Annotated in this window: 16 protein-coding genes; 12 read left to right on the top strand and 4 right to left on the bottom strand. The window is 73.1% G+C overall.

All coding sequences use genetic code 11. The features are described from left to right. The first annotated feature begins 108 nt into the window (after positions 1-108). From lanKC to AB0N16_RS06815, 4 genes are all read left to right on the top strand, one after another. The gene (gene lanKC / locus AB0N16_RS06830; protein ID WP_365793783.1) at positions 109-2,688 is read left to right on the top strand and encodes a class III lanthionine synthetase LanKC; all 2,580 of its coding nucleotides are present in this window, start codon (positions 109-111) and stop codon (positions 2,686-2,688) included. 69 nt (positions 2,689-2,757) lie between these two features. Continuing rightward, positions 2,758-2,874 (top strand): SapB/AmfS family lanthipeptide, encoded by a 117-nt coding sequence (locus AB0N16_RS06825; protein WP_351696969.1) that lies wholly within the window; start codon positions 2,758-2,760, stop codon positions 2,872-2,874. Positions 2,875-2,974: 100 nt separating this feature from the next. After that, a complete protein-coding gene (locus tag AB0N16_RS06820) occupies positions 2,975-4,726 on the top strand; it encodes an ABC transporter ATP-binding protein (protein ID WP_365793781.1) in 1,752 nt (583 codons plus the stop codon). 127 nt (positions 4,727-4,853) lie between these two features. Next, complete coding sequence (locus AB0N16_RS06815) at positions 4,854-6,716, top strand: ABC transporter ATP-binding protein (RefSeq protein WP_365793779.1); 1,863 nt, start codon at positions 4,854-4,856, stop codon at positions 6,714-6,716. Between the two features lie 7 nt (positions 6,717-6,723). Here the strand turns inward: AB0N16_RS06815 and AB0N16_RS06810 are convergent, their stop codons facing one another. Then, entirely contained in the window at positions 6,724-7,332 is a 609-nt protein-coding gene (locus tag AB0N16_RS06810) for a response regulator transcription factor (protein ID WP_365793777.1), read from the bottom strand. Positions 7,333-7,657: 325 nt separating this feature from the next. On the opposite strand from AB0N16_RS06810, the gene AB0N16_RS06805 reads away from it, so the two are divergent. Then, a complete protein-coding gene (locus tag AB0N16_RS06805; RefSeq protein ID WP_365794063.1) occupies positions 7,658-9,820 on the top strand; it encodes a GAF domain-containing SpoIIE family protein phosphatase in 2,163 nt (720 codons plus the stop codon). A gap of 90 nt (positions 9,821-9,910) precedes the next feature. Here AB0N16_RS06805 and AB0N16_RS06800 read toward each other — a convergent pair whose 3' ends face one another. Beyond that, complete coding sequence (locus AB0N16_RS06800; protein WP_365793775.1) at positions 9,911-11,347, bottom strand: S1 family peptidase; 1,437 nt, start codon at positions 11,345-11,347, stop codon at positions 9,911-9,913. Positions 11,348-11,555: 208 nt separating this feature from the next. Between AB0N16_RS06800 and AB0N16_RS06795 the strand changes: the two genes are divergently transcribed. From AB0N16_RS06795 to AB0N16_RS06775, 5 genes are all read left to right on the top strand, one after another. Further along, positions 11,556-11,969: a thioesterase gene (locus tag AB0N16_RS06795; RefSeq protein WP_365793773.1), complete on the top strand. Its 414-nt coding sequence runs from the start codon at positions 11,556-11,558 to the stop codon at positions 11,967-11,969. 482 nt (positions 11,970-12,451) lie between these two features. Further along, the gene (locus AB0N16_RS06790) at positions 12,452-12,667 is read left to right on the top strand and encodes a type A2 lantipeptide (protein WP_351696982.1); all 216 of its coding nucleotides are present in this window, start codon (positions 12,452-12,454) and stop codon (positions 12,665-12,667) included. A gap of 122 nt (positions 12,668-12,789) precedes the next feature. After that, positions 12,790-13,596: an HlyD family efflux transporter periplasmic adaptor subunit gene (locus tag AB0N16_RS06785; protein ID WP_365793771.1), complete on the top strand. Its 807-nt coding sequence runs from the start codon at positions 12,790-12,792 to the stop codon at positions 13,594-13,596. 71 nt (positions 13,597-13,667) lie between these two features. Next, positions 13,668-15,833 (top strand): NHLP family bacteriocin export ABC transporter peptidase/permease/ATPase subunit, encoded by a 2,166-nt coding sequence (locus tag AB0N16_RS06780; RefSeq protein WP_365794061.1) that lies wholly within the window; start codon positions 13,668-13,670, stop codon positions 15,831-15,833. A gap of 1 nt (position 15,834) precedes the next feature. Then, positions 15,835-18,651, top strand: coding sequence for an NHLP bacteriocin export ABC transporter permease/ATPase subunit (locus AB0N16_RS06775; protein WP_365793769.1), 2,817 nt, complete (start codon positions 15,835-15,837; stop codon positions 18,649-18,651). Positions 18,652-18,655: 4 nt separating this feature from the next. On the opposite strand, the gene AB0N16_RS06770 is transcribed toward AB0N16_RS06775, so the two are convergent. Further along, positions 18,656-19,186 carry an SRPBCC family protein gene (locus AB0N16_RS06770; protein WP_365793767.1) on the bottom strand — a complete coding sequence of 177 codons (531 nt, stop codon included), beginning with the start codon at positions 19,184-19,186 and terminating at the stop codon, positions 18,656-18,658. Between the two features lie 153 nt (positions 19,187-19,339). Between AB0N16_RS06770 and AB0N16_RS06765 the strand changes: the two genes are divergently transcribed. Then, entirely contained in the window at positions 19,340-20,098 is a 759-nt protein-coding gene (locus AB0N16_RS06765) for an IclR family transcriptional regulator C-terminal domain-containing protein (protein ID WP_365793765.1), read from the top strand. A gap of 100 nt (positions 20,099-20,198) precedes the next feature. Further along, on the top strand, positions 20,199-21,380 hold the full coding sequence (locus tag AB0N16_RS06760) for a PP2C family protein-serine/threonine phosphatase (protein ID WP_365793763.1): 1,182 nt from the start codon (positions 20,199-20,201) through the stop codon (positions 21,378-21,380). Here the strand turns inward: AB0N16_RS06760 and AB0N16_RS06755 are convergent. Further along, positions 21,377-21,811 (bottom strand): ATP-binding protein, encoded by a 435-nt coding sequence (locus AB0N16_RS06755; protein WP_365793761.1) that lies wholly within the window; start codon positions 21,809-21,811, stop codon positions 21,377-21,379. The genes AB0N16_RS06760 and AB0N16_RS06755 overlap by 4 nt on opposite strands. Positions 21,812-21,879 lie beyond the last annotated feature (68 nt).

Below are 21,879 nucleotides of genomic sequence, written 5' to 3'. Positions count from 1 at the left end.
ACATGTCTTGACCCGTGCGTCCCGCACGGTGAGCTCGTGACAGACATGACTTTCCGCGACCGTGCGGCGCCTGCGAGTGTCGGGGCCGGGCCACGGAGGGGGAGGCGGATGGACAGGCGGTACGAGGTGTACGCGCTCGCCGACGGGCATTTCTACGACACACCCGACCGGCTCGGGACAGCCGGGCCGCGGACGGAGCAGCTGTTCGCGACGGCGCGTCGCGCGGTGCCGGAGGGCTGGCACGCGGCGCGCTCGGGAGACTGGCTGACCATGACGCCGGTGGGTCCGGACGGTGCGCCGCTGCCGTCGCCTGCCCAGGGCTGGAAGATCCACTCCTCGGCGACCCGGGCGAACGCGGAGCGGATCGCCGCGATCGTGTGGGACTACTGCGTGCCGCGCCGCATCCCGTTCAAGTTCGTTCCGGGACCGCATCTGCTGCATCTGCGCAACGCCAAGTACGCGGGCCGCGACACCAGCGGCAAGTTCGTGACGGTCTACCCGGCCGACGAGGACCGGCTCCAGGAGGTGCTGCGCGAGCTGGGCGCGCTCCTGGAGGGTTTCGAGGGTCCGTACATCCTGACCGACCTGCGCTGGCACGAGGGGCCGCTATACGTCCGGTACGGCGCGTTCGCGCGCACGTACGTCGTCGACGAACGCGGTTCGCTGGTGACGGCGGTGCGGGACGGCGCGGGCAGGCTGGTGCCGGACCGGCGGGCGCCCTCCTTCCAGGTGCCTGAGTGGGTGACCCTGCCGGAGTTCCTGCAGCCGCAGCTCGCGGCGCGGGACGCCACCACGGTCGGCGAGCTGCCGTACCGGATCGAGAAGGCGCTGCACTTCTCCAACGGTGGCGGGGTGTACGCCGGGACCGACACGCGGGACGGGCGGCGGGTGGTGCTCAAGGAGGGGCGTCCGCACGCGGGGCTCGCGGCCGACGGCGCCGACGCCGTCGCCCGGCTCGCCCGGGAGAAGGCCGCGCTGGAGGCGGCGGCCGGCACCGGGGTGGTGCCCGAGGTCCGGGACTGGTTCACGCTGGGCGACCACCGGTTCCTGGTGATGGACTTCCTGGAGGGCCGTCCGCTCAACGCCTTCTTCGCCGAACGGCATCCGCTGCTCACCCCGGACCCGGATCCGGCGGCCGTGCGCGCCTACACGCGGTGGGCGCTGCGCATCCACCGGAGGGTGACGGCGGCCGTCGCGGCGGTGCACGCGCGCGGGATCGTCTTCAACGACCTGCATGTCTTCAACATCATGGTCGGGCCCGACGAGGAGTCGGTGTTCCTCATCGACTTCGAGGCCGCCGCGCCCGTCGAGGAGAACGGCCGTCAGGTCGTCGCCCACCCCGGCTTCTTCGCCCCGCCGGACCGCAGAGGCGTCGAGGTCGACCGGTACGCGCTCGCCTGTCTGCGGCTCGCCCTGTTCCTGCCGGTCACCACCCTGTTCGTCGTCGACCGGGGCAAGGCCGCCCATCTCGCGGACGTGATCGCCGGGCAGTTCCCGGACGTGCCGCGGGCCTTCCTGGACGAGGCGGTCGCGGAGATCACCCGGGGCGCCCCGGCCGCGCGGCCCGTCGTACCGGCGGACTGGCCGCACAGCCGCGACTCGATGGTCAAGGCGATCCTCGCCTCCGCCACCCCCGAGCGCGACGACCGGCTCTTCCCGGGGGACATCGCCCAGTTCGGCGACGGCGGCGGCCTCGGCCTCGCGCACGGCGCGGCCGGTGTGCTGTACGCCCTGGACCGGGCCGGCGCCGAGCGCTACGACGAGGGCGAGCGCTGGCTGCTCGACCACACCGCACCGCCGCCGCCCGGCACCCCGCTCGGCCTGTACGACGGTCTCGCGGGCGTCGCCCATGTCCTGGAGGGGCTCGGCCACCGGCAGCGCGCCCTGGACCTCATGGCAGGCATCCTCCGGGAGAACTGGCGCAACCTCTCCTCCGACCTGCACGGCGGCCTGGCCGGTCTGGGCCTGGTCCTCGACGCCCTCGCCGACTCGGCCGGGGAGCCGGAACTGCGCGAGCGGGCCGCGGAGGCCGCCGAGATCCTCGTACGACGGCTCGCCGAACCGGTCCCGGACGCGCCCGGGCGCCGCGCCGGGCTGCTGCGGGGCGCGACCGGGCCCGCCCTGTTCCTGCTGCGGCGGTACGAACGGACCGGCGAACCGCGCCTGTTGGCCGCGGCCGGCGAGGCGCTGCGCCGGGACCTGGACCGCTGTGTGGTGCAGAAGGGCGGCGGCCTGGAGGTCGACGAGGGCTGGCGCACGCTGCCCTACCTCGGCGACGGCAGCGCGGGGATCGGGCTGGTCCTCGACGACTGGCTCGCCCACGGCACCGACGCGACCGGCGTCTTCGAGCGGGCCCGCGCGGCCGTCCTGACCGCCGCCACCTCACGCTTCTACGCCCAGCCCGGCCTCTTCCAGGGCCGCGCCGGGATGATCCTGCACCTCGCCCGCACCGGCGCCGACCCGGAGCGGCTCGCCGCCCAGGTCGACGGGCTCGGCTGGTTCGCGATGGCCTACCAGGGCCAGCTCGCCTTCCCCGGGCACCAGATGATGCGGCTCTCCATGGACCTCGGCACCGGGACCGCCGGCTGTCTGCTGGCGCTGACGGCCGCCCTCGACGGTGACCGCTCCGCCCACCTGCCGTTCCTCCCGCCGCCACCGGCGGCCCCCGCACGCGGCTCCGCACACTGACGGCGCCGTGGCACAACCCCGTCCCCGACAACACCGGGGGGACCGCTCGGTCCCCGGAAAGGACACGTTATGGCCCTTCTCGACCTGCAGACCCTGGAGTCCGAAGAGCGTCACGACGGCGGCGGCGCCAGCACGGTGAGCCTCCTGTCGTGCGTGTCGGCGGCGAGCGTTCTGCTCTGTCTCTGACCGGCACCGCGAACCCGGCTCCGGGCGGCCCTCTCCTGCGGGAGAGGGCCCGTCCGGGGCCTTCGCCCGAAGCCGTCCCCCGAGGCGAGGCCCGCGGCAGATGACAGCACCTCCCCAGGACCTTTCAGACTCACATCCCCAGGACCTTTCAGACTCACATCCCCACGACCTCTCGCGCACCGCCCTGCGCCACGCCGGGGTGCGCTGCGCCGTCCTGTGCGTGCTGAGTACGACCGGCACGGCGGCGGGGCTGCTGCTGCCCGCCGCGCTGGGCCGCGCCCTGGACCTGCTGCTGGCGGGCGCTCCGGCGGCGGGCTGGGTGGCCCGGGCCGCCGCCCTGGTGCTGCTGCTCGCCCTGCTCGACGCCTGTGCGAGCGTGCTCGCCGGAACCGTCGACGCCCACGCCACGGCCGGGCTGCGCAGCCGGGTGACGGCGCATGTGCTGGCCCTCGGGCCGCGCGCGCTGACCCGGTTCGGCGCCGGGGACCTGGTGGCTCGGCTGGTCGGGAACGCCGCGCAGGCCGGTACCGGGCCCGCCGCCTTCGCCGCGCTGCTGGCCGCGCTCGCCGGTCCGGTCGGGGGCGTGGTCGCGCTCGGCGTCGTCGACCCGTGGCTGGCGGCCGTGTTCCTGGCCGGGGCGCCCGTACTCGCCCTGCTGCTGCGGGCGTTCACCCGGGACACCTCGGCGTGCGTGGCCGAGTACCAGCGGGAGCAGGGCCGGATCGCGAGCGCGCTGGCGGAGGCGGTCGACGGCCGGCGGACCATCGCGGCGGCCGGCCTCCAGGACCGGGAGACGGCCCGTATCCTGCGCCCGCTGCCCGCACTCGGTCGTGCGGGGCACCGGATGTGGCGGGTGCAGGGCCGGGCGGCCGCCCAGGCGGTCACCGTGGGCCCGCTGCTCCAGCTCGCCGTCGTGGCGGTGGCGGGCTTCCTGCTCTCCCGGCACCGGATCTCGGTCGGCGAGGTCCTCGCCGCCTCCCGCTACGCGGTCCTCGCGACGGGTGTCGGCGTACTGGTCGGACAGCTCGCCGCCCTCACCCGGGCCCGCGCGTCCGCGCGGCGCCTCGCCGAGGTGACCGCGTTCCCCGCGCCCGCGTACGGCACCCGCTCGCTCCCGCCGGGCCCCGGCCTCCTGGAACTGCGCGGGATCACCGCCCACCGGGGCGGCCGCGCCGTCCTCGACGGCGTCGATCTGACCGTCCCCGGCGGCACCGTCCTCGCGGTCGTCGGCCGCTCGGGCACCGGCAAGTCCCTGCTGGCCGCTCTCGCGGGCCGGCTCGCCGACCCGGACGCCGGAGAGGTCCTGCTCGACCGCGTTCCACTGCCCGCCCTCCCCCACGACGAGCTGCGCCGGGCCGTCACCTGCGCCTTCGCCCGCCCGGCTCTCCTCGGCACGACCGTCGAGGACACCATCGCCTTCGGCCTCACCACCCCCTCCCCCGCCGAGGTCCGCACCGCTGCCCGCCGGGCCCGGGCCGAGGCCTACATCCGCCGGCTGCCCGACGGCTGTGCGACCCGTCTCACCGACTCGCCCCGCTCCGGCGGCGAGGCCCAGCGCCTGGGCCTCGCCCGGGCCTTCGCACACCCCGGGCGGCTGCTGATCCTCGACGACGCCCTCTCCAGCCTGGACACGGTCACCGAACACCACATCACCGAGTCCCTGCTGGCACCGGGCCCCGGACCGACCCGGCTGATCGTCGCCCACCGTGCGGCGACGGCGGCCCGCGCGGACACGGTGGCCTGGCTGGACGGGGGGCGGGTGCGGGCGGCGGGGACGCATGCGGAGCTGTGGCGGGACCCGGAGTACCGGGCGGTGTTCGCAACGCGACTGCCCGAGGAGGCCGCGCGGTGACCAGCTCGCTGGTCCGGGCGCCCGGCGGTGTTCGGGGCCCGACTGCCCGAGGAACCGGCCCGGTGACCGGCCGCTCGCCCGGGGCGCCCGGCCGAGTTCGGGCGCACGGGACCGAGGAGGCCGCGCGGTGATCGGGCGGCTGCTTCAGGTGCGTCGGCCGGTACTGGCGCGCCTCGCGTTCTGGTCGGTGCTGGAGGCCGGGCAGACCTTCCTCCTCGGGTACGCCCTGGCCCGCGCGGTGGACGCCGGGTTCCTGGCCGGGGACGCCCGGACCGGGCTGCGGTGGCTCTCGGCGGCCGCGCTCGGCGTCGGCGTCGGGGCGTTCGGGACGCGCCGGGTGTACGGGGTGGTCGCCGACCTGGTGGAGCCGGTGCGGGACCGGCTGGTGGCGACGGTGGTGGCGCGCGGGGTGCGGGAGGGGGACCGGGGGGCGCTGTCCGGGCTGACCCAGCAGGTGGAGATCGCGCGGGACACCCTCGCCGGGCTGGTGATGGTGTCCCGTTCGTTCGTGTTCACGGTCGCCGGAGCCCTCGCCGGGCTGTGCGCCCTCGCGCCGCCGCTGCTGCTGGTCGTGGTGCCCCCGCTCCTCGCGGGCCTGGGACTGTTCGCGGCCACCCTGCGCCTGCTGGCCCGCCGGCAGGAAGCCTTCCTGGTCGCCGACGAGGCCCTCGCGGCAGAGCTGGGCGAGGTGTGCCCGGGACTGCGGGACGTCACGGCCGCGGGCGCCGAGGAGTACGTGGCCGAGCGCGTCGGGGAGCACGTCGACGGCGAGTTCCGGGCCGCCCGGGCGCTGGCCCGCTGGAGTGTCGTACGGGTGGCGGCCCTGGCGGTCGGCGGCCAGCTGCCCCTGGTGCTGCTGCTCGCCGGCGCCCCCTGGCTGCTCGCCCACGGCGTGACCGCGGGGGCCCTGGTGGGCGCGCTCGCCTACGTCACCCAGTCCCTGCTGCCCGCCCTGCAGAACCTCGTGCACGGCCTGGGCACCAGCGGATCCCGCCTGACGGTAGTGCTGCGCAGACTCCACCCGCCCCCGGACGCCGGCGTACCCGCCAGGGCCACCGGTACCGCGGACTCCAGCACGTCCGCCGAGGCCACCTGCGCCCCGGACTCCGGCACATCCACCGAGGCCCCGGCTACTCAGGACGCCCGCGCATCCGCCGAGCCCGCCGGCTCCGCCAAAAGCACCGGCACCCCGGACACCACCTCCGTCGCAGTCCCTGCCGCTCCGGACGGCGGTACGTCCGCCGAGGCCGTCGGGTCCCCGGGCGCCGGTGCCCCGGCGCTCGTCCTCTCCGCGGTGACCTTTGCCTACGGGCCGGCGAGCACCCCCGTGCTCGACAGGCTGGGTCTGTGTGTCCCGCGTGGTGGTCACCTCGCCGTCGTGGGGCCGAGCGGGATCGGCAAGTCGACGCTCACGGCGGTGGCCGCCGGGCTGCTGGCCCCGGCCCACGGTGAGATATGGGTGTGCGGGCACCGCGTGCCGGGGGCCCGGGCCGCCGCGCTGCGGGTGCTGATCCCCCAGGAGGCATACGTCCACACGGGCACCCTCGCCGAGAACCTCGGGCTGCTGCGCCCGGACCCCGTCCCGGAACCGGAGCTGCTGGCCGCCGCCGAGGCGGTCGGGCTCACCCCGCTCCTGGAGCGGTGCGGCGGCCCGGACGCGCCGGTGCATCCGGCGGAGCTGTCGGCGGGCGAGCGGCAGCTCATCGCGCTCACCCGCGCCTATCTCTCCCCCGCGCCGCTCGCCCTGCTCGACGAGGCCACCTGCCATCTCGACCCGGAGGCCGAGGCCCGTGCCGAGCACGCCTTCGCCCGACGGCCCGGCGGCAGCCTGGTGGTGGTCGCGCACCGGATCTCCTCCGCCAGCCGCGCCGAGCGGATCCTGGTGATGGACGGCCCGCGCACCGCGTACGGCACCCACGAGGAGCTGTTGCGCACCTGCGCCCTCTACCAGGACCTGGTGGCGCCGGCCCGACCACCCACGCCCCGCTGAACAGGGTTCACAGCCACCCCTCGCCCTGGGAGATCCGGATCGCGTCGACGCGGTTGCGGGCACCGGTCTTGCGGGTGATCGCCGCCATGTAGTTGCGGACCGTCCCGTGGGACAGGTGCAGGCTCCCGGCTATCTCCGCGATGGACGCCCCGCCGGCCGCCAGCTCCAGCACGCTCAACTCGCGTCTGGTGAGCGGGATCTCGGCGGCCTTGAGGAATCCGAAGCCCAGCGAGTCGTCGACGAAACGTTCCCCCTCGGATGCGCGCCGGATCGCCTCCACCAGTCGTTCCGGCGCGCCCTCCTTGTCCACGTAGCCGAGCGCCCCCGCGTCGGCGGCCCGTTTCAGCAATCCGGGTCTGTTCGCACCGGCAAGCACCACCAGCCGCGGCGGGGTGGTGCCGGGCTCCACCGGGCGCAGGTCGCCCAGCGGTGGCACGCCGTGGGTGCCGGAGCTGTCGAGGTCGGCCGCACACACGTCCGGCCGTACCGCCCGGACCCGCCCCCGTGCGCTGTGCCAGGGCGTGTCGTCCACTCGGAGCCCCGGTTCCCGGCGTAACCACTCCGCCAGGACCGACCTCACCAGACACGCGTCGTGCACCAGAAGTACCCGGATCACCGCCGCCCCCTCAGCCGTACCTCGGCTCTTCGGTTCATGGTGTTGAACGCGTGCCCCATTCTTGGCGTCCGCGACCGTTCATGGGCGCGGAGTTCCGGCCATCAAGGCGCGCGGGGGCGCACGCCCGGCGCCCGTACGCTGCCGCGCGCTTCGGCTGCGGGGGAATGTGCCGAGGCGAACGGGGTAGGCGGATGCGGCCCGGTGCGGGGGCCCCGGTGCGGGGCCGGGGTGCTCTCGCCGTGCGCCCGTCGCCGCCAGGAGGGAGTCTTGACCCCGAGGACGCGACTGCGGCCGGACGAGGAGGTGGTCGGGCGTGTCCGACAGGATGGGGGCTCCTCCCGCGCCGGTCACGCCGGGCCTGGAGGAGACAGCGGCCGCCGCGACCCGGTCCGGCCGGCCGCCGCTGCTGCTGTCGTTCGCGCTGGCCTCGTTGATGGAGGAGGTCCAGGCGCACTCCGGCGCGATCTATCTGCTCGCCGCCGACGAGCCGGTCCTGGAGATGGCGGTGACGGCGGGACTGCCGCGGGCCTTCGTGGCGCCCTGGGAGCGGGTCGGGCTGAGCACGCCGATCCCGGTGGCGGAGGCGGTGCGCGAGCGGCGCCTGGTGTGGGTGGGCGGCGAGGAGGACATGGCGCGCAGGTATCCGCGGATCGCGGTGGTGCTGCCCTATCCGTTCGCGCTCGCCGCGGTGCCCGTGGCGAGCGCGGACACCGTGTACGGGGCGCTGTACGTGACCTGGCCCGGTTCGCATCCGACGGTGCTGTCCGACCGGGAACGGGCGGAGCTGACCTCGGCCGCCGACCGGCTGGCGAAGCGACTGGAGCGGGCCGGCCGAGTGCACCGTGCGCTGCGGGCCGAGCCGGATCTGCTGGCGGCGCCCCCGTCCGGGGATGCGGGCACGCTGGGCACGGTGGAGGCGGCGCGGATGGTGGCGCGGCTGCCGTACGGGCTGCTCTCGCTCGATCTGCACGGGCGGGTCGCCTTCGCCAACGCGGCGGCGGCCGAGCTGCTCGGCGTCCAGGTCGGTGACCTGCTCGGCACCCAGCCGTGGGTGTCGGTGCCCTGGCTGAACGACCCGATGTACGAGGACCGCTACCGGGCGGCTCTGATCAGCCAGCATGTGACGTCGTTCGTGGCGCTGAAGCCGCCGGGCGACTGGCTGTCGTTCCGGATGTATCCGAGCACGACCGGGCTGACCACCCGGATCAGCCGGGCGCGGGCGGTCGCCGAGATGGTGGGCGCGCTGCCGCGCGCCGACGCGGCGCCCGGCTCCCGGCTGGTCACCATCTCGCAGGTGCTGAGCCTGGCCGGGGCGCTGACGGAGGCCGTCGGTGTGCAGGACGTGGTGCAGCTGGTGGCCGACGAGGTGGCCCCGGCCGTCGGCAGCCAGGCGCTGGTCGTCCTCGGGTCCCGGGGCGGGCGGCTGCACGTCCTCGGGCAGCGCGGGTACGACGATCCACGGACCGTGGAGCGCTTCGACGGCCTGCCGTTGGCCGAACGGACGCCCGGCACCCATGTCCTGAACACCGGCGTGCCCGCGTTCTTCGAGTCGAAGCAGCAGCTGGAGCGGTTGTATCCGGGCCGGATCGAGGCCCCGGACGGGTTCGCCGCCTGGGCGTACCTGCCGCTGATCGCGTCGGGCCGGCCGGTGGGCACCTGTGTCCTGGCCTACGCCGAGCCGCATGGCTTCCCCGCGGACGAGCGCGCCGTGCTGACCAGTCTCGGCGGGCTCATCGCGCAGGCGCTGGAGCGGGCCCTGCTCTACGACGCGAAGAACCAGCTGGCACATGGTCTGCAGGCGGCCCTGCTGCCGCACTCGCTGACCCCGCCGCCCGGCATCGAGGCGGCCGCGCGCTATCTGCCGGCCATGCACGGCATGGAGATCGGCGGCGACTTCTACGACCTGGTGCCCACCCGGCCGCTGGCGGCGGCGGTGATCGGGGACGTCCAGGGGCACAACGTGACGGCGGCCGGGCTGATGGGCCAGATCCGTACCGGGGTACGGGCCTTCACCACCGTCGGGCAGGCGCCGGAGGAGGTGATGCGGAGCACCAACCGGCTTCTCATCGACTCCGGGTCGGATCTGTTCGCGAGCTGCCTGTATCTGCGGCTGGATCCGGAGCGGGGGCGGGCGGTGATGGCCCGGGCCGGGCATCCGCCGCCGTTGCTGAGACGTCCGGACGGGCGGGTGCGGGTGCTCGACCTGGCCGGTGGCCCGTTGCTCGGCATCGACGCGGAGGCGACGTACCCGACCACCGAGGTGCCGCTGGCGCCGGGCTCGGTGCTCGCCCTGTACACCGACGGGCTGGTCGAGTCACCCGGTGTGGACATCGAGGACGCGCTGGTCGATCTGGGCGAACTGCTCGCGGAGAACGGCGACCAGCCGCTGGACAAGCTCGCCGACACGCTCGTGCGGCACAGTGCGGCGGCGCAGGAGCGTGTCGACGACGTTGCGGTGCTCTTGCTCAGAGCATGTCCCGTCGGCTGACGGCCGCGGGGTGCGATGCGGTCCGGCCCTCCCGCCGGAGGGCCGGACCGTCCACCACCGGCCGCAACCGCTGGCAGGGCGGGCGGTGGGTCAGTGGGACGACGAACCGTCGTCGACCGACGAGCCGTCGTTCACACCGGTCCCGGACTGGTCACCGGTCCCGGACTGGTCACCGGTCCCGGTCTCGTCGCCGGTGCCCGTCTCGTCGCCCGTGCCGGTCTCGTCGCCGGTGCCGCTCTGGTCGCCGGCCGTCGCGGACGGGTCGGCGGCGCCGCCGATCTGGTCGCCGCCGGCCTGGTCACCGGCACCGTTCTCGTCACCGGCCGTGGCGGACGGGTCGGCCGTGGCCCCGGCGTCACCGGCGCCCGCGCCCGCGTCGCCGAGGGTCGCGCCGGTCGCCTGGAGGGCGGTGGTCACCGGCTGGAAGAAGGTCTCGCCGCCGGAGGTGCAGTCGCCGCTGCCGCCGGAGGTCATACCGACCGCGCCGCCGTCCTGGGTGAACAGCGAGCCGCCGCTGTCGCCGGCCTCGGCGCAGACGTTGGTCTGGATGAGGCCGGTGACGGTGTCGACACCGTTGGGGTCGGTCTCGCTCTGGAAGTTGACGGTGGCGTCGAGGCCGGTGACCTGCCCGTCGTGCAGCCCGGTGGTGGAACCCATCCGGAACACGGTCTCGCCGACGGTGGCGTCGACGGCCTGGTTGATGGCGACGGTCTGGCCGTTGCCGACGTTGACCTCGCTCGGCGCCTGGGTGGCGGGGTCGTTGTACTTGACGAGCGAGAAGTCGCCCTCGCCGGGGAAGGTGGCCTGGTCCACGGTGGCGATCGGCTCGCCGGTCTCGGAGTCGGACCAGTCCTTGGCGGCCACACCGCAGTGCCCGGCCGTCAGGAAGGCGGGGCTGCCGTCCGAGGCGGTGACGTTGAAGCCGAGGGAGCAGCGGACGGTGCCGTCGGCGACCTGGGAGAAGATCGCGTCGCCGCCGGAGACCAGGGGCTTGAAGGTGCCCGACGACTTCTTGAGGGTCGCCATGTCCGAGCCGAGGCGCTGCACCGTGGACTCCAGTGTGTCCCACTTGGTGCCGGTGACGGTGCTGTCGGCGGTGACCACGACCTTGTTGGTCTTCGGGTCGACGGCCCAGGCGGTGCCCGGGATGGTCGCCTTGGTCTTCAGGGTGCTGGCGACCGCCGCCAATTCGGAGTTGCTGTTCTGCACCTGACGGACGACCGCGCCGGCCTTCTCCGCCTGGACGACTATGTTGTTGTCGCCGTTGATGACGTTGACGACGAGCTGCTGCTTGCCGCTGTCGTAGTACGACCCGGCGAAGGCCTGGCCGAGCAGGTCCTGGAGCTGCGCGGACAGATCCGAGGCGTCGCTCGCCGACTTGAGCGTCTTGGGAGCGGTGGCGGTGGCGCCGGAGGCGTTGTCCTGAGACGCGTTGGCCATCGGCAGCAGAAACGCCGCAGCTCCGAGCGCGGCGACACCGCCCACCGCGATAGCGGCCTTGCGCTTCGGAATTCGCTTGTGACTCAAACTTCTCGACCTCCAAGGGACGGAGTGTCTGCCGTGTTCGGGCAGTCGTTCGTGAGCGGCGCCTGGATGGCCATAGGTACGGGCGGGTCACGTGGTGCGTTCAGTTCCGTTTCTTAACTTCCTTTGACCGAGGGCGAATCGGCCACGCCACGCGGGTCTCGGGGCGGTGGTGGGCGCCGTGCCGCGGACCCGGGAACAAATCCCCCATATGACGATGACCGCCGCCGAAGCCGACAAGATCGTCTCCGCCGGCTTCGCCCCCTGGGTGCTCGATCCCGGGCTGTCCGTCGAGGCGGTGGGCGGGGACCGGGGGTTGGCGTGTCCGCCCTGGTCAAACGGGTTGCCCCGGGAGCGCGGCGGGCCTTCGGAAAAGGCGCTGACGGCGGCGGCCGACACGGCGACCGCGATCGCGGTCTCGGCGGCCCGTGGCGGCTTCGTGCCGATGACGACGGGGCGGCGGTCGATGCCGTTCGGGCGCCCGGTGAGCGGTTCGGCTGTCCTGATCGAAGCGGTGCCGAGCGGACTCGGGCGCCTGGCGGCGTTCGCCGACATCACGATGAGCGACGAACGGTCGGGGGCGCTCGCGGCCCGGGCGCGCGCGGTCCACGCACTCGTGGGATGAAATCCGCACCCCGGACGGACACGGTCAGCAATCGTTCATTGACGGTCCGTCGCGATCACGTACCGGAATCCTTGCTTCAGGGAATCTGCACATCCACTACCCAAGCAGCCCACGGGGAGCGGCGGATCTGCACAACTGCGCGCCCCCAGCCGTGGCTTTGGCGCGGAGTGCCGGATTCGCCGCCCGAGGGGCAAGCCGTGCGGCCGGGGCGAAGGCGTGCGGTGTGTGAAGGAGTCGCCGACAAGACGTGCCCACGCCTGCACGGATAAGCCCCCCTGAGGCTCAAGTTCCCAGGTGAGACGCATGGTTGATTGGAGGCACGGACCGCGGGCGTGCTTTGATCCATCGCACCGCAGGGTCGCCGACGGCTCCCGGAGACGGGCGCCCGGCGCCTGCGGTCGCGGCCATCCGTACTGTCCCCATAGGGCCGTTGGGGGGCCGCTCTCCCCCTTGTGAATATCCATATGAAGGGAAGTTCCCACATGAACTCCACCCCCCAGGTTGAGACCGTCGAGATCTCCGACGCCGAGCTCGACAACGTCTCCGGCGGTCTGGCCCTGAACGCCCTCGGCACCGTCACCGGCCTGGTGGACGGCGTTGCCCCGGTTTCCGGCCTGGTCAACACGGTTGTCGGCACCGTCGAGGGTGTCACCGGCCTGAACACCCAGCCGGTCACCAACCTGGTCGCCGGTCTCTGATCGCACCTCGTTGCCGCTGAGTCCCGGAGCCGTACCCCGGCACCGGGGCTCTCGGGTGTTTTGAGGCGTCCCTCTGAAACACCCCTTTCACCAGCGTCTCTCCCACAGGTGAGGGAAGTTCCGTGCAGTTCCGCCAACAGGCCCTCGCCAAGCTCCAGTCGCCGGAGGAGCTCGATCTTCCGGTGCGTTTCGCGCGTCCGCAGGGCTGGCTCGCGCTGTCCGTCTCGGTCGTCGTGATGGCGGCGGCCTCGGTGTGGGCGGTGACCGGTTCGGTCGCCTCCACGGTGAGCGCGCAGGCCATCCTGACTCACGGGCAGGGCAGTTACATCCTGCAGAGCCCGGTGGCGGGGCAGGTCACGGCCGTCCTCGCCGAGCAGGGTGAACGGCTGCCGGCCAACGCCCCCGTTCTGAAGGTGCACACCGGCCAGGGCGACTCGGTGGTGCGCACGGTCGCCGCGGGCCGGATCAGCGCGCTCGCCGCCACCATCGGGCAGATCATCCAGACCGGTGCGAACGTCGCCGCCGTGGAGAAGATCGCGCACGCCTCGGACCCGCTCTACGCGACGGTCTACGTCCCCGCCGAGAACGCCTCCGCCATCCCCGCGAACGCCCCGGTCGACCTGACCGTGTCGTCGGTGTCGACACAGGAGTACGGAGTGCTGCGCGGCCATGTGAAGTCGGTGGACCGAGCCGCCCAGTCGGCCCAGTCGATCTCCGCGTTCCTCGGGGACAGCCAGCTCGGCGAGCAGTTCACCAAGAAGGGCCGCCCGGTGGCGGTCCTGGTCCGGCTGGACCCGTCGAGGAAGACGAAGAGCGGCTACCAGTGGTCCTCGGCGGACGGACCGCCGTTCACGCTCGACTCCATGACCCTGGCCTCGGGTGCGATCCGGCTGGCCGACCAGCACCCCGTCGATTGGCTGCTCCCGTGACCACCGCCCAGGAGACCCAGGAGACCCAGGAGACCCGCGGCCGCCGGCGCGCCGCGCCGCCCAAGCGACCGGTGCCCAAGGGCCGCGGCCGCACGGTCCGCACCCCCAGCGTGCTCCAGATGGAGGCCGTCGAGTGCGGCGCCGCCTCTCTCGCCATGGTCCTCGGCCACTACGGCCGCCATGTCCCGCTGGAGGAGCTGCGCATCGCCTGCGGTGTCTCCCGCGACGGCTCGCGCGCCAGCAACCTGCTGAAGGCGGCCCGCAGTTACGGCCTCACCGCCAAGGGCATGCAGATGGACCTGGCCGCCCTCGCCGACGTGCAGGCCCCGGCGATCCTGTTCTGGGAGTTCAACCACTACGTCGTCTACGACGGCATGGGCCGCCGCTTCGGTCGCCGCGGCGTCTTCGTCAACGACCCCGCCAAGGGCCGCCGGTTCGTGCCCATGGAGGAGTTCGACGGCAGCTTCACCGGCGTCGTGCTGGTCCTGGAGCCGGGTGACGGCTTCGAGCGGGGCGGCCGCAAGCCCGGTGTCCTCGGCGCGATGCCGGCCCGGCTGCGCGGCACCGCGGGGACCATGCCGGCGGCGGTGCTGGCCAGCCTGCTGCTGGTGCTCGTGGGCGCGGCGGTGCCCGCGCTCAGCCGCCAGTACATCGACATGTTCCTCATCGGCGGCCAGACCTCGCTGCTCGGCGTGCTGTTCACCGCGATGGGCACCTGCGTACTGCTGACCGTGGCCCTGACCTGGCTGCAACAGGCGAACCTGCTGCACGGCCGGATCGTCTCCTCCACCTTGTCCAGCGCCCGCTTCCTGCGCCATCTGCTGCGACTGCCGGTGACCTTCTTCTCCCAGCGCAGCCCGGCCGACCTGGTGCAGCGCCTGCAGTCCAACGACCAGGTCGCCGAGACCCTGGCCCGCGACCTCGCGGCGGCCGGCGTGGACGCGGTGGTCGTGGTCCTCTACGCGGTGCTCCTCTACACCTACGACACACAGCTCACCTTCCTCGGCATCGGCGTGGCGCTGCTGAACATCGTGGCGATGCGGTTCGTCGTACGGCTGCGCGCGACCCGGACCGCCAAGCTGCGCGCGGACACCGCCCGGCTCACCAACACCTCCTACACCGGCCTCCAGCTGATCGAGACGATGAAGGCGACCGGCGGCGAGGACGGCTACTTCCGCAAGTGGGCCGGGCAGCACGCGAGCACGCTGGAGGAACAGCAGCGGCTCGGGGTGCCCAGTGCCTGGCTCGGGGTGGTGGCCCCGACGCTCGCCACCCTGAACAGTGCGCTGATCCTGTGGATCGGCGGGATGCGGGCCGTCGAGGGCGGTATCTCGGTCGGCCTCCTGGTCGCCTTCCAGTCCCTGGTCACCCGCTTCACCGCCCCGCTCACCCGGCTCAACGGCGTCGCGGGCCGGATCCAGGACTTCGCGGCCGACGTGGCCCGTCTGAAGGACGTGGAGAACTTCCAGGCCGACCCCATCTACGCCCGCCCCGGCTCCGGCGAGTCCACCCGGCGGCTGCACGGCCATGTCGAGCTGGAGAACATCACCTTCGGCTACAGCCCGCTCGACAAGCCGCTGCTCACCGGCTTCGACCTGACCGTCGGGCCGGGCCGCCAGGTGGCCCTGGTGGGCGGCTCGGGCAGCGGCAAGTCGACGGTCTCCCGGCTGATCTCGGGCCTGTACGCCCCCTGGGAGGGCGTGATCCGCATCGACGGGCAGCGTCTGGAGGACATCCCGCGCGGCGCGCTGGCCGCCTCCGTCTCCTTCGTCGACCAGGACGTCTTCCTCTTCGAGGGCTCGGTACGCGACAACGTGGCGCTGTGGGACCCGTCGATCCCGGACGAGGCGGTGGTGGAGGCGCTGCGGGACGCGGCCCTGTACGACGTGGTGACGCGCAGGCCCGGCGGCATCCACAGCAGGGTCGAGCAGGACGGCCGCAACTTCTCCGGCGGCCAGCGCCAGCGTCTGGAGATCGCGCGGGCGCTGGTGCGCAGACCGAGCATCCTCGTGCTCGACGAAGTGACCAGCGCGCTGGACGCCGAGACCGAGCTGACCGTCATGGACAACCTGCGCCGGCGCGGCTGTGCCTGCGTGGTGATCGCGCACCGGCTGAGCACGGTCCGCGACAGCGACGAGATCGTCGTGCTCCAGCACGGCACGATCGTGGAGCGCGGGCGGCACGACGCGCTGGTGGCACACGGCGGGGCGTACGCCGCGCTGGTCAGGGAGCGATGAGATGACGACCGCAGACGACGGCGACCTCGTTCTCGGCGCGCTCGGCTCACTGGGCGCCCGGATCGACTGCACCGGTTTCAACCGCCTGGACCTCGAAGGGCCGCAGGTGCTGTGGCTGGTGGTCTCCGGTGCCCTGGACCTGTTCGCGGTGGACGCCGAACAGCAGGGTCACTGGCACCATCTGGGCCGGCTGGAGGCAGGTGCCCTCCTGCTCGGCCCGGTCGCCGGACCCCAGCACACCCTGGTGGCCCGCCCGCTGCGGGACTGCGTGGTCCACCGCATCGGCCTGCGCGAGCTGTACCAGCCCGCCTCCACCCAGACCTGGTCCTACGACGAGTACGGCAACCCACAGTACGTGCCGCCGACCACCAGCCCCCTGGAATACGCGCTCGCACTCGGCGTCGGCCGCGGCCTGTCGATCCTCTTCCAGGCCCCGATGGCCGCCAGTGAGCGGGCCGCGGCCCCCACCGACGACGACGTCTTCTGGATGCAGGTGCCGCCTGGCAGCGCGCAGTACGGCTCGCTGTACGGCGCCGAGGCGGCCGCCGACCTGCTGATGGACCCGGCGCTGTGGCAGAGCATGGTCGACCAGCAGTACCGGCTGCTCACCACGCTGGACCGGTGGATCGAGCAGCTGGAGCACACCCACGAGACCCGTACCGCGGCCGGCATCAAGGCCGGTGAGGCGGTCCGCGCCCAGGCCGACCGCACCCTGCTCGCCTCCATCGGCAAGGCGGCCAAGCGCACCACGGCCGCCGACGCCGACGCCTCCTACGCGGCCTGCAAACTGGTCGCCCAGGCGGCCGGCATCACCCTCGCCGAGCCCGCGCAGAGCGGCACCGAGAGCGACCGCATCGACCCGGTCGAACGGGTGGCCCTGGCGTCCCGGGTGCGGATCCGGGCGGTACGCCTGGACGGCCGTTGGTGGCGGGACAACGTAGGACCGCTCGTCGGACACCGGGCCCTGTCCGGCGCTCCGGTCGCGCTGCTGTGGCGGCGCGGCGGCTATGTCGCCGTCCATCCGGCGACCGGCCGGGAGACGCCGATCGAGAAGGCGAACGCCGAGGAGTTCGAGCCGCGCGCGGTGATGTTCTACCGCCCGCTGCCCGACAAGGCGCTCACCCCGCTCGGCCTGCTCCGGTTCAGTCTGCGCGGCACCCGCGGCGACCTCGGCAGTCTGCTCGTCGCCGGGCTGGTGACCGTCGCGATCGGCTCACTGGTGCCGATCGCGACCGGCAAGGTGCTGGGCGAGTACGTGCCGAAGGCCCAGACGAACCTGATCGCGCAGGTCTGCCTGGCGGTGATGATCAGCGCGGTGGTGTCGGCCGCGTTCACGCTTCTGGAGAACCTCATCATCCTCCGCCTGGAGGGCCGGATCGAGGCGACCCTCCAGCCGGCCGTGTGGGACCGGCTGCTGCGGCTGCCCACGAAGTTCTTCACCCAGCGCTCGACCGGTGAGCTGGCGAGCGCGGCCATGGGCATCAGCGCGATCCGCCGGCTGCTGGCGGGCGTCGGCCCGGTGGTCGCCCAGTCGGTGACCGTCGGGGCGATGAACCTGGGCCTGCTGTTCTGGTACAGCGTCCCGATGGCTCTGGCGGCACTGGGCATGCTCGTCGTCATCGGCGCCCTCTTCCTGGGGCTCGGGCTGTGGCAGGTGCGCTGGCAGCGCCGCCTCGTGGTGCTCGGCAACAAGCTGAACAACCAGGCCTTCCAGACCCTGCGGGGTCTGCCCAAGCTGCGGGTGGCGGCGGCCGAGAACTACGCGTACGCGGCCTGGGCGGGCGAGTTCGCGCGCAGCCGTGAACTCCAGCAGAAGGTGGGCCGGATCAAGAACCTCACCACCGTGCTGGGTTCGGTCTATCTCCCGGTCTGCACCCTGTTGATGTTCATGCTGCTGGCGGGCCCGGCCAAGGGCGCCATGGACGCGGCGGCCTTCCTCACCTTCAACACGTCGGTGACGATGCTGCTCACCTCGGTCACCCAGCTGACCGGTTCCTTCGTGTCGGCGGTGGCCGCGCTGCCGCTGTTCGAGGAGATCAGGCCGGTCCTGGAGGCCGCCCCCGAGGTGCGCACCGCCAGCACCCGCCCCGGCCCGCTGTCCGGCGGCATCGAGGCCCGCCGTCTCTCCTTCCGGTACGCCGACGACGGTCCCCTCGTCCTCGATGACGTCTCCTTCGAGGTGCGGCCGGGCGAGTTCGTGGCGATCGTCGGCCCCAGCGGCTGCGGCAAGTCGACGCTGCTGCGGCTGCTGATCGGCTTCGACAAGCCGGTCTCGGGGAGCGTGCTGTACGACGGCCAGGACCTGGGCGCGCTCGACCAGTCCGCGGTGCGCCGGCAGTGCGGGGTGGTGCTCCAGCACGCGCAGCCGTTCACCGGCTCGATCCTGGACGTCATCTGCGGCACCGAGCCGTACACGCCCGAGGAGGCGATGGCGGCGGCCGAGATGGCGGGCCTCGCCGAGGACATCAAGCGGATGCCGATGGGGCTGCACACGATCGTCGCCGGGAGCGGCGCGGTCTCGGGCGGCCAGCGGCAGCGGCTGATGATCGCCCAGGCGCTGATCCGGCGGCCGCGCATCCTGTTCTTCGACGAGGCCACCAGCGCCCTGGACAACGACACCCAGCGCACGGTCATCGAGAGCACCCGCAAGCTGAACGCCACCCGGATCGTGATCGCCCACCGGTTGTCGACGGTCATGGACGCCGACCGGGTGGTCGTGATGGAGGACGGCAAGGTCGCCCAGCAGGGCCCGCCGGCCCAGCTGCTCGCCGACACCGGCGGGCGCCTGCACGAGCTGGTGCGACGGCAGCTGGCGTGACCGGTCAGGCGTCCAGGCCGGGGATGGGGGCGCCGGAGGGGAACCCGGCGGCCAGACAGGCGTCGTAGAACTCCCGCCAGTCGGCGGCGTCCTCGGAGTGCGGGCCCGCGTGTCCCTCGCCGCGGGCCAGGGCGTCGAGGGCGAGCAGGCAGACCTCCCAGCCGGCGCCGTTGCGGGCGGCCGCGTTCTCCTCGGCCAGCACCTGGGTCAGGGTGAAGCGGGTGCGCTTCTCGTCCAGCGCCTCCAGGTCGAAGCGCAGTTCGTCGCCGCCCCAGGTGAAGGACAGGTGCCGCGGTTCGTCGACGGCGAGCACCGTGCCGGTGGCGTTCGCCTGACGGGGGTCGCCGCTGAACCGGACGGTGCCGCCGTCGCGCGGCTCGATGTCGAGCCGCGACGGAAACCAGTGGGCCGACTCGTCCGGACCGGTCACGAACTGCCAGACGCGCTCGGCGGGGTGGTCGTAGGTACGGTTGAACCGGACGGCGGAGCGGCCGTCGTCGAGGGTGACATAGGTGCCGGTGAGTTCGGCGGCCATGGGGATCAGTCCTTCGGGGAGTGTGCGGTCGCTACCGTATTCCCGCTCTGACCTGCGGGTAACACCCCGGCGCGGACCGCGTACGGGGCCTTGCCGTCATCGCGTGGCGATCCCTGCCTTGCCCGTGGTACGTGCCGGGCGCAGGCTGGTCCCATGGGCGCTCACGAAGGCCCCACTCTCATCGCGTCCGTGCAGCGAGCCTTGCGCCTGCTGGAGGCGGTGAGTGCGCACGAGAACGGCGCGCCGGCGAAACAGCTGGCACGCGAGACCGAGCTGCCCCTGGCCACCGCCTACCACCTGCTGCGCACGCTGGTGCACGACGGGTACATACGGAAACTGGCTGACGGCGGATTCATCCTGGGCGACAAGGTGGAGTCCCTGTACTCGGCGGGTCACACACAGACGCTGCTGAGCCGTGTCCGTCCGGCGCTCGCCGCCCTGCGGGACGAGCTGTCCGCTGCCGCCTACCTCACGTTCTACGAGGACGGTGAGATCCGGGTCGCCGAGATCGTTGACGGCCCCCGGACTCCGCGGGTGGATCTGTGGGTGGGGTTCGAGGACGCCGGACATGCCACCGCCCTGGGCAAGTCCGTGCTGCGCGAGCTGGACGCGGATGCCCGTCGGGACTATCTGTCCAGGCACCACCTCCCCGATCTCACACCGCGCACGATCACCAGTGTTCCGGAGCTGCTGCGCAGGATCGAGTCGTCCCCTTCGGCGCCCGCCGTCACGGACCTCGAGGAGTACGCGCTGGGCACGGTCTGCGTCGCCGTGCCCGTCTACAGCGGGGACATACTGGGCTCGCTCGGAGTCTCTCTGCCGGTGGAACGGGAGGGCCAGTTGCAGGGGATCCCGGCGCGCCTGCTCCCGATCGCGAGCCGTGTGACCAGAAGTCTCTCGCTCACTATCTGAAATTCCGCTCCTTGTGGCTGCCCACGCCCAACCCGTTTGCTTGATGAAACGGACATTCCGGGTGTACATCTCCGTACAGGCGAGGACTGCGGACGCAAACATGAGCCAGGCCCCCCATCACGACGGCGACCACGCGTGGATGCGGCTGTTCGGGAACCGTATGGCCGGTGCACGGGGACCGGGGCGTCGGCGTGCCACCGGACAGCCGGCCCCGGCACTGTCCCTGCTGCCGGTTCTGGTCGTCGCCGTCGTGGTCTTCCTCGACAGCACCGGAGGGGCGGGGACGATCTGGCTGCCCCTGCTGGCGGCGGGCCCCGCGCTGGCCGCCGCCACCAACGGGCCGCGTGGGGTACTCGGCGTCGGACTTCTGGCCGCGGCACTGGGCGCGACGCTGGGCACCGGCCAGGCTGTTCCGGCGGGTGAACTGGTGGCCGTCCTGTCCGCCCTGCTGGCCGTCACCGCGGCGAGCACCCTGGCCAGCGGGCTGCGTCGTCGTCGGGAGCGCGTCCTGGCCGCCGTACGCTCGGTCGCCGAAGCCGCCCAGCACGCGGTGCTCCAGCCCGTCCCGGAGACCGTCGGCCCGTTCCAGGTGGCCGTCCGTTACAGCGCCGCGGCGGCGGAGGCCCGGATCGGCGGGGACCTCTACGCCCTGGTGCCCACCCCGCACGGCGTCAGGCTGATCGTCGGCGACGTGCGCGGCAAGGGACTGCCCGCCGTGGGAACCGCCGCACTCGTGCTCGGGGTGTTCCGCGAGGCCGCCTACGACGAGCCCGACCTGGTGGACGTCGTCAGCAGGATCGAGCGCAGCCTGGCCCGCAATCTCGGCCCGGACGACTTCGTCACCGCCGTGGTCGCCGGATGCCACCGGTCGGGCCACCTGGAGGTCGTCAACTGCGGACACGCTCCTCCGCTGCTGATATCGGCCTCGGGAGAGGTCACGGCGGTGGAATCCGCTCATCCCGCGCCGCCCCTCGGGCTGCGCGCGCTTTCGGGCCAGGTGCCCCACCTCCAGCACCTGTCCTTCACGGTGGGAGACCAGCTGCTGCTCTACACCGACGGGGTCACCGAGGCCCGCGATCACGCCCGCGAGTTCTATCCGCTGGTCGAGAGCGTGGCCCGCCATGTGTCGGACGACCCGGCGCACACGCTCACCGCGCTCCACGACGAGCTGCTGACCCACGTGGGCGGCCGGCTGCACGACGACGCCGCCCTGCTCCTGCTCCGCAGGCAGACCGCGGACGGGCAGGTACCCGTGCCGGCCCCGGCAGAGGCCGCGCTCTAGAGGTGCTGTCCCGGGGTCAGATCGGCCCACCGGGTGACCCCGCCCAGGTGGACATGTATCCCATGACGTGTCGCCAGGGCGTGGACGATCGTCTCGCCGCGGCCGTGCTCGTCCGGGTCGATCCCGGCGGGGCACCACCCCGAAGAGTGCTCGGGCCCCGCGTCGGAGACCTCGATACGCAGGGTGCGGGCGCCGTCACGGGGTACCCAGGACAGCCGTAGCACGGCCGGTGGGCGGGCGTGAATGATCGCGTTGGTCACCAGCTCCGACACCACGAGCAGCGCGTCCTCGACGATCTCGGCAGACACGTTCCAGTCCGCGAGGACGGCTGCCGCCCGTCGGCGCACGGTCGACACGGCCCCGGCGACGGGCGGTACCGGACACACATGTTCGTATACCGGCCGAAGGAGCGTCTTGAGCTGTACCGCCATGGTCTCTCCCGGTGATCTCTGCTACCGGTACGGCGTCACGTGTCCACGCATTCCGGCCTCTTTGCAAG

The sequence above is a fragment of the Streptomyces sp. NPDC051105 genome (genome assembly GCF_040682795.1).
GTDB lineage: Bacteria > Actinomycetota > Actinomycetes > Streptomycetales > Streptomycetaceae > Streptomyces.
The sequence above is the reverse complement of the archived record's forward strand: the minus strand, read 5'-3'. Positions and strand labels throughout refer to the sequence as shown.